Source organism: Salinicoccus jeotgali (assembly GCF_055379195.1).
In genome coordinates this window covers 1,056,146-1,068,398 of sequence record NZ_AP043830.1, presented here as the reverse complement: position 1 = coordinate 1,068,398, position 12,253 = coordinate 1,056,146, and the positions used below count along the sequence as shown (strand labels likewise).

Sequence of the window (12,253 nt, the reverse complement as noted above, 5' to 3'; positions counted from 1 at the left end):
TATTATCCTATATATCAGTCTCCCAGTCCTTCTGCTCTTCTCTACGCATATCTTCTGCCGTGTCTTCCGGGTAGACGACCCTGAATTTATGATGGTCTTTAGGAATGACTTCCACCATCTTATCGATCATCAGCTGTGGATCCATCTGGTGATTCAGACTATCTCCGCTTGCTTCCAGCTTATCTTTTGAAGTGTGATGCTTCTCTTCATCATACCATTTCCAGTTTGCTGCGACTGCACGGTCGTTGAAGCCGGTGCCGAATCTGCCGGGATTGATGGTGGCGACCTGGACATTGAACGCTTCCATCTCCTGCTTCAGCGCTTTCGCTATGGCACCGATGGCATGCTTGGAGGATGAATAGAGTCCTTTATAGGCAGAGCTCATCTTTTCCGCTTTGGACGATACGAAAATGATTTTACCCTGCCGCTTCTCTACAAAATGTTCGGCTGCGATACGAGCGGTTTCAAGGGTACCAAATACATTGATTTCGTATAATCGTCTGATGTTCTCCATCGGCATCTCCCATATCGGTCCCCCTTCATTGATTGCCGCATTGGCTACGAAGATATCATAATCATATTTTTTCATGGCTTCGCGATCATATGCGTCTGTGATATCCATTTTGAAGACTTCAAGATCTACACCCGCTTCTTTTCCTACTTCACGCAACCCTTCAACCTGTTCCTCTTTTTCAACAGCGGCAATGACCGTGTGCCCTTCGCGCGCAAGGCCAAGCGCTGTACCCTTTCCTAAACCTGATCCTGCACCTGTAATCAAGATTGTCTTAGCCATCCTAATTGCCTCCTAGTTTCCTATTAATAGTTTTAATTTTCCCTGTCGGCGCCTTCATAAACGCTTGCACCACTCCCCTCGCACAGGTCACACAATGGGTTTATCCCTATAATTATGGACGCCTTTAATTATTTTTCAGCTGCATGGGTATAATGGATATATGCATACAAATATCTTTCTTCAACATTTCTTATTTTCGACCTCCCCGCATTTCAATGGTGCATACTTATCAGTGGATTTGTTCTAAAGGACTATCCTTAAGTTCTACTGCAGTAAAATAGTTGAAAATAGATAATGCCAGTTTAAGATGAATATAAGCGATACCCTTAACAACCGCTTGTTTTCAGCTATAATATCAAGTCTTGATGAAAGGAGTGAGCTGGTGGAAAAAGTTGTCGTGGGTCTCATCACAGCTCCCGGTCTTCCTGAAGAGTTAATAAAAGGGATGCTGAAAGATTTGAGCGAACTATCCAGTAAACATATTGATGACAAAGTGGATTGGCAATTTGATTATCAGACCAATCCGTTAGCTGCCTCCGCCGAGTTCATCAATCAGACATTCGAAAAAGCGGAAGCCATCCGAGAGGATAACCAATGGGACTTGGCAATCGCAATCAGTGACCTCCCCAGTATATCCAGTAATAAGATCGTCGTTTCAGAAGTGAATTATGACCAGACGATATCACTGCTTTCAGTGCCGTCACTTGGCGCCATTAGGGTTAAGAAAAAACTGCAGAATCTACTAATGCATCACATTACATGGCTACACCGCAAAGATTTATCTGAAACCCCTGAGGGCATACGCTTGAGCTTCATCAATCAGATCACTGAAGTGTCGACTTCTGAAGATGAGGTGAGCAATAAGCGGTACATACGGAAATCGACGGTAGCCGGATGGAGTAAACTTGTTGCAGGCATGACTTTAACGAACGAGCCATGGACGGCTTTAAGCAACCTTAAGACTATCGTTGCATTATCATTTGCCACAGGTACATACATCTCCATCTTTTCGATACCTTGGGAATTGAGTCTGGATTATTCCTTGTGGCGGTTCGTGTTGCTGACGTTCATCGCGATCTTTGGTGTGGTTGGATGGTTGATATACGCTCATGATCTATGGGAATTGGTTTCCAGTAAAAACCAGCGGTCATATCGTTATCTATACAACTTCACCACATTGGCCACCTTGTTGTTTATTACAATCGTAAACTACCTGGTCGTCTTTCTGCTGCTTGTAATATCAGTTGTCGTATTTGTTCCGATGGGACTTTTTGAAACCTGGACTAAGATTGAGCCTGATGTGGAATGGATGGATTATTTAAATCTCGTATGGTTTTCTGCCTCTGCAGGAGTTCTGGCAGGTGCCTTGGGCTCCACTGTCGAAGATGAAGGAACGATTCAGAATGTGACGTATTCCTACAGACAAATGTACCGGTATAAGCAAATAGAAGAAGAAAATGAAGAAACTACAAAAGAAGAACAGACCGAAGAGCATGCAGGCACAAAACAAACTCATGATAAGTCAGAGGATGATTGATATGAGCAAGAGATATGTTGGCATCGTCGCAGCGCCTGGTGCGCCAGATGAACTTGCAAGAAAAATAAAGGAAGAATTACCGGAGGTGCTTTCCGAGGAATTTGAAGAAGAACATGAATGGGAAGTTGGCGTCCATGTAGACCCACTTACGAGTTATGCAGAGCTGACGAAGGAGTTGTTTCAGAAAACAGATCAATATTACCAAGATAGGGATTGGGATTATACTATTTTCATCACAGATCTCCCGTTATACCATAACGAGAATATTATCGGCATAGATATAAATGAAGCCACTGAGGTTGGATTGGTGTCATTGCCCGCCTACGGTTGGCCTCCTAACAAACAGAGTGTTCTCGAGACCATCGTGACCCTGATCACTTCGGTCCAGGCAAAAAATGACAAGGAATCCACCGAATCAAATGAAGAGAATCGTAGGAATTTGAAAAGGATATTCAACCGATATTTTAAATTCAATACACTTTATTATGAGAAAAGTCATAACGATGCCACCGATTCCGAGCATTCAATATATCAAATGAAGAATAATTTGCGGGGATATTTCCGACTGATCAGTGGAATGGCTTGGGCGAATAATCCTTTAAACATGATGCGGGTTTTGAGCTCAGTAGTAGCACTTGCTTTTGCGACAGGTTCCTTCAGTATGATCTTTTCTACCATGTGGAGCCTAAGCGATTTGTTCTCTATCTGGAGGATGATTGCTGTTTCAATATTCGCTTTAACCAGTATGCTAGTGTGGATCATTATCTCCCATGGTCTATGGGAAAGGCTGGAAGAAGGTGAGGATAAAAGATTTTTGAAGTTATATAACGGTGCGACAGTCGTAACGCTGGTTATATCATTGGTGTTTTATTTCACTGTGTTGTATCTGATGTTCCTGACCGGTTCCCTTGTGCTGCTACCACCTGACTTTATAATAAGGAATATTGGATTAGAACAGATAGACATCCGCTTTTACCTTAAGCTAGCATGGTTCGCCACATCACTTTCAACAGTTGTAGCTGCAATCGGAGCGGGTGTTCAGGACGAGAATGTAATGAAGGAAAGCACATATGGCTATCGACATCGCCTGCGTTCACAAGAAGCCAGTGAGGAATGATCGGTCAATATATTATGTCGCACTCTCTAGCCTCTAGCTAGCTAATGTTATTACATTTAAAGGACTCATCACACCTGTCATTCAGCAATTTAAACTTAAATGAAAGCTGACATCACGAATTCTTAAAAATCTTGAAAAGGAATGAAAAAATGGGATTCTATATAATGATTTTGTCATTCATACTCGGCGCTTACTTGACTGTCCTAGGTATTTCTCGTAGAACACATAATTCACTATATAAGATTTCATTAGTGTTCGGAATCATCTTTATTATATTTGCTATTTATCTAGCATGGCCAAAGTAGAGTTAATTCTGATATGTTTTTAATAAGCTAATGCTACCTACATTACACTTAGGCGCCTTAAAATTAAGCAATCCCCCTAACCTGAAATATGGTTTAGGGGGGATTGTGTTGTTCGGGCGGTTTTTGAAGCGTATGACCTGAAAAAAACTGTATTTTAATAATATTCTTCTAGAATTTGTTTAGAGTCCTTATAAATCGATTTTGGGAAGTTAAATATTCTAAGTAGCTCTAGCGCATTGGATGTTTGGGCTGGCCCTTTTTTAATTTGATAGTCAAAGAATATATCATCGCCTTCAAGCACTTCAGAAAAGTGGTACATCACCATTTCATCACATAGTGTCTCTGTCAATTCTATATCATGAGTGGCTGCCACCAAAGAAATTCTCCTATGCGTACTCAAAAATCTCAGCAGCACTTCTGCTGCTGCCAAACGTTCTTTCGTATTCGTCCCTTTAAATATCTCATCAATGAAACAATAGAAATGAGCATTACTGCCATTTAGGGCTTCGATTATCCTTTTCAATGATTTGATTTCACTGATAAAATAACTATCCCCTTCCGAGATACTGTCTGAAATATCCATTGAAGACAACACTCTACCAGGCACATATTTAAAGTAGCCACTGGTTGAGGTATTGATGCCATTACTCAGAATGACATTCACAGCCAATGATTTCATAAAAGTGGATTTGCCGGAGGCATTCGATCCGGTGAGCAGGATGTTTTGTCTCAAATCAATTGAATTGCTGATAGGTTCAGTAATCAATGGATGATATACGTCATGTATTACCATACTTTCATCTTGCACTGCATTCGGGGTAACATAATAAGGCAACTGCCTTCGCCACATTGCCACGGAATAGTTCAAGTCAGCTGTAGAAACCAGATGCCAGCACTTTTCATATGTATCCTTATTTTTAACAAGAGTATTAATAATATAATGACAAACATGGTAATCCAGAATAAATGCATGTTTAACACCAGTCAATAATTGAAGAAGTATATTATTCTGATCGGCCTCTTCATTAATCAATAACGTACTGAACAACTGTAAATGCTTGACCCCATCTTCAATGTTGACGGAAGTATTCAGCATATCGTGAAAATGCGGTTTAAGTTGAGTCGCCACACTTATAATATTTAAACCATAGAATAAATCTGAGTATTCATTTTCATACTTCGATTTATGCTGGTATGAAATCACCATGTTCAATAATAATGCACCGATTATAACTAAAATCCCTAAAAGGAAGTTAATGAGCAGCATCCCTATGCCGACTACAGGCAGCACACTTAGAAATGCGTATAGAGGTTGATAACGTACTGAGCCCGATGGCGTATAGTGTGTGAAGTACTTTGAAGTGTCTGAGTTTGGCTGTTTGGATAACTTCGACAGAATCCATGTGATTTTTTCCCGCCAAGGTTGATCGGTGTTCAGCCTCGCAATGAAATTTTCGTCAACATCCTCGCAGGCCCCCACATTTCGCAATGCCGCATAGAGACGTTCTTCCCCCACCGTGGTGAACGTATGATTGATTTCTTTAAAAAGTGAATCCATATCCAAGTCATGCCACGTCACATCATCGACTTCAAACTCCCGACTGACATTGCCATCTGCAATTAGATTTCGATAGAAATGATCAAAATTAATGAACGTCTCATTATATTCCAACCACTTGGCGTTTTGTTCCCAAAGTTGTTTAACTATGACTCGTTTTTTTCTGTTTTCAGTTATGGATATAATTATCGTGACAATGATAATGATTAACACGACACCCACGTAGAAATATAATGACGACATTTCAACACTTCCTCTTACGGAGTATACAATATAGCGTCATATTATACGACACTGTTATTACTGAATATAATAATATATCAATGGTATTGAGGAAGAGTTTCTAGAAAACAAAAGCAATCTGCCAACTTTGAATAGATACAAATAGTGCAATTCGCTAGTTCAATAATTATGCTCTTTTAAATAATTTAAAAATCCCTCTGCAATTTGATTATATCTACTCACAACTTTTTTTTCATCCAATGTTTCCAATTTTCTGTCCTTCATAATCCACTTTCCATCAATCATCACGTGATGAATTGAATCGGCTTTATTGTAAAATAATAAATTATAGAGATAGGTGGAAAAGCTTTCTCTATTCAGCAGTGGTTCTAGATCTACATCATCTTTTTTAATAAAAACTAAATCAGCTTTATAACCATCTTTAATTTTTCCTATGTCATTTTGTAATTTATATGCTTTTGCACCATTAATAGTCATCATTCTAAAAATCTCTTCAACGCTATATTTATCAACATGATTATTTATTTTCAGTAAGTAATATGCCAACCTCATTAACTCCCATACATTAGTATGAGCGTAATCAGTACCTAAGCAAACATTCACACCATTCTCTAGCATGGCATTAACATCTGCAACTCCCGCGCCAGTATCCAAATTTGAAAGAGGACAATGAACAACAGAGCTTTTATGTTTTGCTACCAACTCGATATCCTCTTCTGACATATAAACGCCATGAAAAAGAATTGTTTTATCATCAAGTAAATTCCTTTCACTGTAAAGTTCGATGCTTGATTTACCAAATTTGGATTTAACTATATTAGATCTCCACTCATTCTCTAAACAGTGCGTCATCATAATAGTATTATATTTATCTTTTACCTTTTTCAAATTAAACAATTCATCTTCAGTCATGTCTTCTTCTTCTAATAAATGGGTTCCAAATAGAATGTTCCCCTGTGACTTATTATAATAATCTCCAATTTCTTCATACGTATCAATCATCCCTCGTATGCCTATCTCATTCATTACATCACTTAGTTGCTGGGGGGATTGTGGGTCTGAGTCACTTATGTAAATGGCAGTATTAAAATGTAGGAAATCGGCAATTGAAAATTGTTGGTTTACCTACATTTTTTTGTATGCTTTTCTTATGACATCGAAGGAGGATATTCATGAGAAAAGACGTACGCGAAGGAGTCAGGAAATTTATGAACGATGGTATCAAACCCAACTTTGCCGCATTGGCCCGGCAGTATGGCTGCGATTACCGGACGGTGAAAGCGGCCTATGAAGCAGAGACACAGTACCCAGAGAAGAAAAAACGGGTGAAGAGAAAAAGTAAGCTGGATGAATTTAAACCAATCATCCATGACAAACTGGAAATCCAGTGCAGCGCGTATAGTATATTTAAATTCATTGAAAAAAAGGGATATGACGGGAGTTACAGTCTGGTGAAGCAGTACTGTCGAAAAGAGAGGAAAACCCGTCAGAAGCAGGCAACCATGCGCGTGACCCACACCCCCGGTTTAGCCGGGCAAGTGGACTGGAAAGAAGACATGACTTTAATCAGCCGGCACGGCGAGATCTTCCGTTTCAACATATTCTTATACGTCCTGTCGTTTTCCCGCAAGAAATACATCACATTGACCTTTGATCGCCATCAGGACACCTTGTTTGAATGTCTGGACGATGCCTTTCACCACACTGGCGGCGTACCGGGGGAGATCTGGTTTGATAATATGCGGACTGTGGTGGATCAATCCAGCACCCAATATAATAAGGTCGTGTTTAATCAACGGTTCTACGCATTTAGTAAGGATGCCGCCTTTCAGCCCATTGCCTGCCGGCCATACCGTCCCCAGACCAAAGGGATGGTCGAGGCACTGGCACGGACGATGGACCGGTTGCGGGTCTATAACCATGAGTTCGATGACAGTGTGGATTTGATCCATATCGTCCATGATTTGTGTCATGAACTCAATACGGAAGTCTCCCAGGCGACCGACGCCATCCCCGACGCACTGTGGCTGGATAAAGAAAAAGAGCACCTACATCCACTCCCTGAAGACCTGTTGAAGCCGTACTTTGAAGACCAATTGACGAGAGTGGTCTCTAAAGAGGCGATGGTTCAGTTCCGTAAATGTAAGTACTCTGTAGATCCCCAGTATATTGGAAAGACGGTTGAGATTGAACTGTCGGATACTGAGGACAACATACACATTTATTATAACGGAGAAACGGTGCGTTCACACCCGTTAACCACCCAAAGATTCAATTATAATCAGGCAGATATGTTCAACATATTGAAGTCGGATCTGCTGGCTGGTCGGCCGGACGATGATATCCATGCGTATATCCATGAATCCCTGCAGTTATATGATGCGGTGGGAGATGGTGTCCATGAGTGATTATCAAACGCTTCTGTCCAATTTTGAAGCCCTCGGTTTAAATAATATGCGTGAATATTATCCGGTGTTGTTGGATAAGGTTCATACAGAAGACATGTCGCTGACGAGTGCGTTTCTGGAAATCACAGACAAAGAAATGAAGTTTCAAAAAGAAAAGAAGATGGCGCGTGCGATTCACCGCGCACGCTTTCCTAAAGTGAAGACATTCGATACGTTCGATTTTGATTTTCAACCCAGCCTGAACCGCACGGCCGTCCTTGAATTGAAACATCTGGGGTTCATGGAATCTAAAGAGAACATTGTCTTCATCGGCAGCCCTGGTGTCGGTAAAACCCACCTGGCGATTGCTCTGGGGGTCGAAGCCTGCCGTCAGGAGAAACGCACGCTGTTCATCAACTGCCATGAGTTGTTGATCCGACTTCGGGCCGCTTATGAAAAAGGGACCGTTGAGCGTGTGCTCAGACGGTATGCCAGATACGAGCTGTTGATTATTGATGAAATCGGCTACCTCCCCATTCAGAAGCATGAAGCCGACTTGATCTTCCAGTTATTGAACATGCGCTATGAAACCCATTCAACGATATTCACCACCAATATCGCACTCTCTGGATGGGGTGAACTATTCAAAAGTCCGGAAACGGCCGCAGCGATACTGGACCGCATGGTCCACCATGTAAAGATTTATAAAATTAAAGGTAAGTCATACCGGATGAAACACACTTAGGCTTTCCTCCACAAATTACATTGTCAAAAACCTACATTTTTAGATTGCCGAAAACCTACAATTTTAAGTTGCCCTTGACAACTTATAAAGGTCACTCCATTTTTGACCATATCAATATAGCTCTTTTGAGCAATGTACCCAAACTCTTTTTCTGAAATCTCATTTTCTAAGTAATCGAATAGTAGTTGTTGTATTTTCCCTTGCTCTGATGTATTGCCCCAATCTTGAAGCGCCATTTCCTGCATCAATCCTTTAGCTAAAGGTGAGTAGCTGTGAAAATGAGCATTTATAAGTCCCGGGATTACGAAATAATCTTTGCAATCTATTGTATCCTCTTCATCTTCAACATTTAAATCAAAAACTATTTTATTATCTTTTATTAAAAACTCACCTGTTTCAAATTTCATATCGCTATTCAAAAATGTTACATTATTTAGTTTCATAAGTTGAATCAATTCCCTATTTATTATTAGTTTCAATGAATGTGTTTGATGTTTATACATGCTCAATTATCTTATTTATTTATATGATCGATATAAATCAGTCCATCAAATTGCTCTTGAGGTACCATTTTGGAGTCAAAAAACCCTTCCCAAAAAACTGTATATTGATTTTCTTCGATAAAGTCACTGCTGGCAAAATCAATAAAGACGTCGCTTTGAACCCGGTTCCCGATATAACCTTCTAATGCCTCATCTTTCTCTTTTCTTGGTGTGACATAGTCCTCAGAAACGAGTGCATAACTGTCTGCCTCATTGTGGAATAAACCTACATTATACACACTGTAGTCACTCTCTCGAAGCAACGCTCCGAGAGACTCTACACGCTCGCTTCTCTTTTGCTCGACGAATAATTCATTAGTATATTCTATGGACGTCACATCATAATTAGAATGCCCATTCGCTACCCATACAATGGCTTTATCGTCTTTAGTCATTTGTTCTAATACCTTCTCTGCCATCCCAATCTCTCGATAGTCGTAGTATATAGCGACTCCATCTTCAAAACTAATCTTTGAATAGTACTTATCAATATTTCTCTGTCTTGAAATGATATAGTTTTGTGTTTCCGGAGTTAATTTAATAAAAACATACTAAGATTAGTACCACAGGACCCGGCCAGGTCCTGTGGTACTATTTTCATATAGTAGGAGTGGAGATCAGGTCGACGAGGTTTTAGGATTTAGAATCCGGAATAAAAACGGGCCAGCTCCACTATCCTTATCTGAATCAGGTTCAGTATGTGGGATCTTCGAGATCGAGTATGAGAAAAGGGAATCGATGAGGATACGTGGTCACTTCTGCTTAAAACAAAGGAGGAGAACCAAATGAAAAGTGTCATCGCATTTGATGTCAGTATGGGACACAGCTACATGGTCGTCTATGATGCTTGGCAGCACTGTATATTTGAAGGGGATATCACGCATACCAGATCGGCTTTTGATAATGTCCGGATCCAGATTGAGACGCAACGGAAACAGGATGGCGTCCTGCCTGATATTGTATTTGAAGCCACAGGGGTCTACTCAAAGGCATTGGAACGCTTCATGCAGGCATGCGGGTTCGAGTATGCGCTGCTCAATCCACTGGCGGCCAAGATGCAGAGCCTGTCCATGCGGATGCACAAGACGGACCGGAGTGATGCCCATAAACTCGCCCAGGCCTGTTTTACCCATCCGCCCCGCAACAAGCAGGTTCAAGAAGGGTATTACGAAGAAATGCGCAGCCTCTCCCGCCACTACGCTGAATTGGAGCAGGAGATTGTCCGACTGAGAACCCGGATCCATGCCCTGGTTCAGATGACCTTCCCGGAACTGGAGCAGCTCTTTACCCGAACTTCCGACCTGTATCTTTCCATCCTCCAACTGTTTCCGCATCCGGATCGGGTGACTGTGCTGTCCAGAACGAAAGTGAAGAATATGATCCTCGGCAGCACCGGGAAGCGCCAGTCCCGAAAACGCGCAGAAGAGAAAGCCGATCAGCTGATGTCGGCGGCCGCAGATGCCTATCCGGCACTGTCTACAGATGACGTCCGAATTGAACAGCTCAGAAACTATGCTGCACGCTGTCAGACCCTGCTGGAGCTGAAGCACCGGCTCATCCAGCAAATGGTCGCCATGTCTCAGGAACAGGCGGAATACCATATCCTGAAGAGCTTTCCAGGGATTGCAGACATTACAGCGGTCCGTATCATCGCTGAAGCCGGAGACATCCGCCGGTTCGACACGGCCAATCAGCTGAATGCCTATACCGGCATCGACATCCGCCGCCATCAATCCGGCACCCTTCTGTACAAGGATAAGATCAATCGGCGCGGCAATAAGCATCTAAGGAAAATCCTGTACTACATGATCGAGAATATGATCCGGAACCAGAGGCACGCGGATAACCATCTGGTGGACTACTATCGGAAACTAAAAAAGCAACCCCATGGTAAACACCATAAGGTTGCCTGCATCGCCTGTGTGAACAAGTTTTTGAAGTGCCTCTTCCATCTTGTCACCGTTGGACAGCGATATGATTACGCTGTGGCCACCCACCACTGCGTCAATTCGTAACTCAAGTATACCACAGCCCCTGCTCCGAAAAAACTGAAAAAGCAGGGCCTATTTGGCATGCCGACATCCCTATCCAGCGGGGCGCCCCGCTGGATAGGGATGAAAAATATGGAATATATGCTTGTAATCTATTGACTAATCGTAAGAAAAACCTGGCTTCTGATAGCTTCATATACATTGGTAGAGCGCTTGAAATACCCTACTTTTTTTCCTTTTAATAACCCTTTAGAAAACCAGTCCCGTAAGGCGAACTCCGAGCGCTTAAATTCTTCTGCAAGCCCAAGATTGTATTCAGAAATTTCATCAACGATGTTCTCTTCTAAAATTGAGACGGAACTGGCACGTTTACCTGCATATCCAGACGCCCAATCCATCGGCAACACTTGAATGCTTTTATTGCTGCCATCCAAGTATTTATTAAATATTTCATGTTGATATTGGGCAGCCACCCCGTCTGTCATTGGCAACCCTTTTTCTTGGTAATAATTAAACTTTGAGTCGTTTGTCTCCAGAAATAACTTGTTGAACCCGTGCTCTTTAGCCAAGTAATCGATGAGATCAGTTTTTTGCTTCGCGATTTCAGTTGACCAATGCGTACTCTCTCCCAGTATGACAATATCCTGTTTTCCGAGGATATCACCAATCGACTCAATGTCCGACTCCAAGTCATAGTAATCTTTAGTAGGCTCAGTTGCTCCGCGACACCCAGATAGCAGAATGAGCAGTAAAAGTGAAATAGTGATTAATCTACATTGTCTAAGTTTCATTTTAATGATTACTCCTTCTCTTATGTACAGCCACTTTACAAGAATGCCACACCAACCAGGCACTGCGTTCGACTATTAAGTCTTGGTTGATTTCGGTATATGTAATTATTTGGTAAAAGATAAGAATACCAAATGTTTTAAATAGTTAAATATTAATTTTTGATATTGAGAAAATTCATAAATTACTTATTATAATGGTTTCCGCTTCACCGCTTTTTTCAATCCTCTTTGGAGTCCCCTTCGG

Annotated in this window: 11 protein-coding genes; 5 read left to right on the top strand and 6 right to left on the bottom strand. The window is 41.5% G+C overall.

Features of this window, described 5'->3' with window-relative positions:
* Positions 1–7: 7 nt before the first annotated feature.
* A complete protein-coding gene (locus ACZ43I_RS05340) occupies positions 8–793 on the bottom strand; it encodes an SDR family oxidoreductase (RefSeq protein WP_344703307.1) in 786 nt (261 codons plus the stop codon).
* A gap of 382 nt (positions 794–1,175) precedes the next feature.
* On the opposite strand from ACZ43I_RS05340, the gene ACZ43I_RS05335 reads away from it, so the two are divergent.
* Positions 1,176–2,330 (top strand): hypothetical protein, encoded by a 1,155-nt coding sequence (locus ACZ43I_RS05335; RefSeq protein WP_344703306.1) that lies wholly within the window; start codon positions 1,176–1,178, stop codon positions 2,328–2,330.
* Between the two features lies 1 nt (position 2,331).
* The gene (locus tag ACZ43I_RS05330; protein WP_344703303.1) at positions 2,332–3,447 is read left to right on the top strand and encodes a 5,10-methylene-tetrahydrofolate dehydrogenase; all 1,116 of its coding nucleotides are present in this window, start codon (positions 2,332–2,334) and stop codon (positions 3,445–3,447) included.
* 459 nt (positions 3,448–3,906) lie between these two features.
* On the opposite strand, the gene ACZ43I_RS05325 is transcribed toward ACZ43I_RS05330, so the two are convergent.
* Together ACZ43I_RS05325 and ACZ43I_RS05320 are read right to left on the bottom strand one after the other, a co-directional pair.
* Entirely contained in the window at positions 3,907–5,523 is a 1,617-nt protein-coding gene (locus ACZ43I_RS05325; RefSeq protein WP_344703301.1) for a MutS-related protein, read from the bottom strand.
* 189 nt (positions 5,524–5,712) lie between these two features.
* Positions 5,713–6,579, bottom strand: coding sequence for an amidohydrolase family protein (locus ACZ43I_RS05320; RefSeq protein ID WP_344703300.1), 867 nt, complete (start codon positions 6,577–6,579; stop codon positions 5,713–5,715).
* Positions 6,580–6,725: 146 nt separating this feature from the next.
* On the opposite strand from ACZ43I_RS05320, the gene istA reads away from it, so the two are divergent.
* A complete protein-coding gene (istA, locus tag ACZ43I_RS05315; protein WP_344703131.1) occupies positions 6,726–7,961 on the top strand; it encodes an IS21 family transposase in 1,236 nt (411 codons plus the stop codon).
* A complete protein-coding gene (gene istB / locus ACZ43I_RS05310) occupies positions 7,954–8,685 on the top strand; it encodes an IS21-like element helper ATPase IstB (RefSeq protein WP_239416364.1) in 732 nt (243 codons plus the stop codon). Before istA ends, istB begins: the two co-directional genes overlap by 8 nt.
* Positions 8,686–8,708: 23 nt before the next feature.
* Here the strand turns inward: istB and ACZ43I_RS05305 are convergent, their stop codons facing one another.
* Positions 8,709–9,128 carry an amidohydrolase family protein gene (locus ACZ43I_RS05305; RefSeq protein ID WP_344700894.1) on the bottom strand — a complete coding sequence of 140 codons (420 nt, stop codon included), beginning with the start codon at positions 9,126–9,128 and terminating at the stop codon, positions 8,709–8,711.
* Positions 9,129–9,199: 71 nt separating this feature from the next.
* Positions 9,200–9,673, bottom strand: coding sequence for an erythromycin esterase family protein (locus ACZ43I_RS05300; RefSeq protein WP_464761759.1), 474 nt, complete (start codon positions 9,671–9,673; stop codon positions 9,200–9,202).
* Between the two features lie 339 nt (positions 9,674–10,012).
* Here ACZ43I_RS05300 and ACZ43I_RS05295 point away from each other — a divergent pair, with 339 nt between their 5' ends.
* Positions 10,013–11,242 carry an IS110 family RNA-guided transposase gene (locus tag ACZ43I_RS05295; protein ID WP_344703124.1) on the top strand — a complete coding sequence of 410 codons (1,230 nt, stop codon included), beginning with the start codon at positions 10,013–10,015 and terminating at the stop codon, positions 11,240–11,242.
* A 128-nt stretch (positions 11,243–11,370) separates the two neighbouring features.
* Here the strand turns inward: ACZ43I_RS05295 and ACZ43I_RS05290 are convergent, their stop codons facing one another.
* Entirely contained in the window at positions 11,371–12,009 is a 639-nt protein-coding gene (locus ACZ43I_RS05290) for a hypothetical protein (protein ID WP_464761748.1), read from the bottom strand.
* Between the last annotated feature and the right edge of the window lie 244 nt (positions 12,010–12,253).

What these genes read in the sequence shown, in the direction of transcription:
- ACZ43I_RS05305 (WP_344700894.1), bottom strand. Translation starts at nt 9,128, where the DNA reads ATGAAACTAAATAATGTAACATTTTTGAATAGCGATATGAAATTTGAA.
- ACZ43I_RS05340 (WP_344703307.1), bottom strand. Translation starts at nt 793, where the DNA reads ATGGCTAAGACAATCTTGATTACAGGTGCAGGATCAGGTTTAGGAAAG.
- ACZ43I_RS05295 (WP_344703124.1), top strand. Translation starts at nt 10,013, where the DNA reads ATGAAAAGTGTCATCGCATTTGATGTCAGTATGGGACACAGCTACATG.
- ACZ43I_RS05290 (WP_464761748.1), bottom strand. Translation starts at nt 12,009, where the DNA reads ATGAAACTTAGACAATGTAGATTAATCACTATTTCACTTTTACTGCTC.
- istA (WP_344703131.1), top strand. Translation starts at nt 6,726, where the DNA reads ATGAGAAAAGACGTACGCGAAGGAGTCAGGAAATTTATGAACGATGGT.
- ACZ43I_RS05330 (WP_344703303.1), top strand. Translation starts at nt 2,332, where the DNA reads ATGAGCAAGAGATATGTTGGCATCGTCGCAGCGCCTGGTGCGCCAGAT.
- istB (WP_239416364.1), top strand. Translation starts at nt 7,954, where the DNA reads ATGAGTGATTATCAAACGCTTCTGTCCAATTTTGAAGCCCTCGGTTTA.
- ACZ43I_RS05320 (WP_344703300.1), bottom strand. Translation starts at nt 6,579, where the DNA reads ATGAATGAGATAGGCATACGAGGGATGATTGATACGTATGAAGAAATT.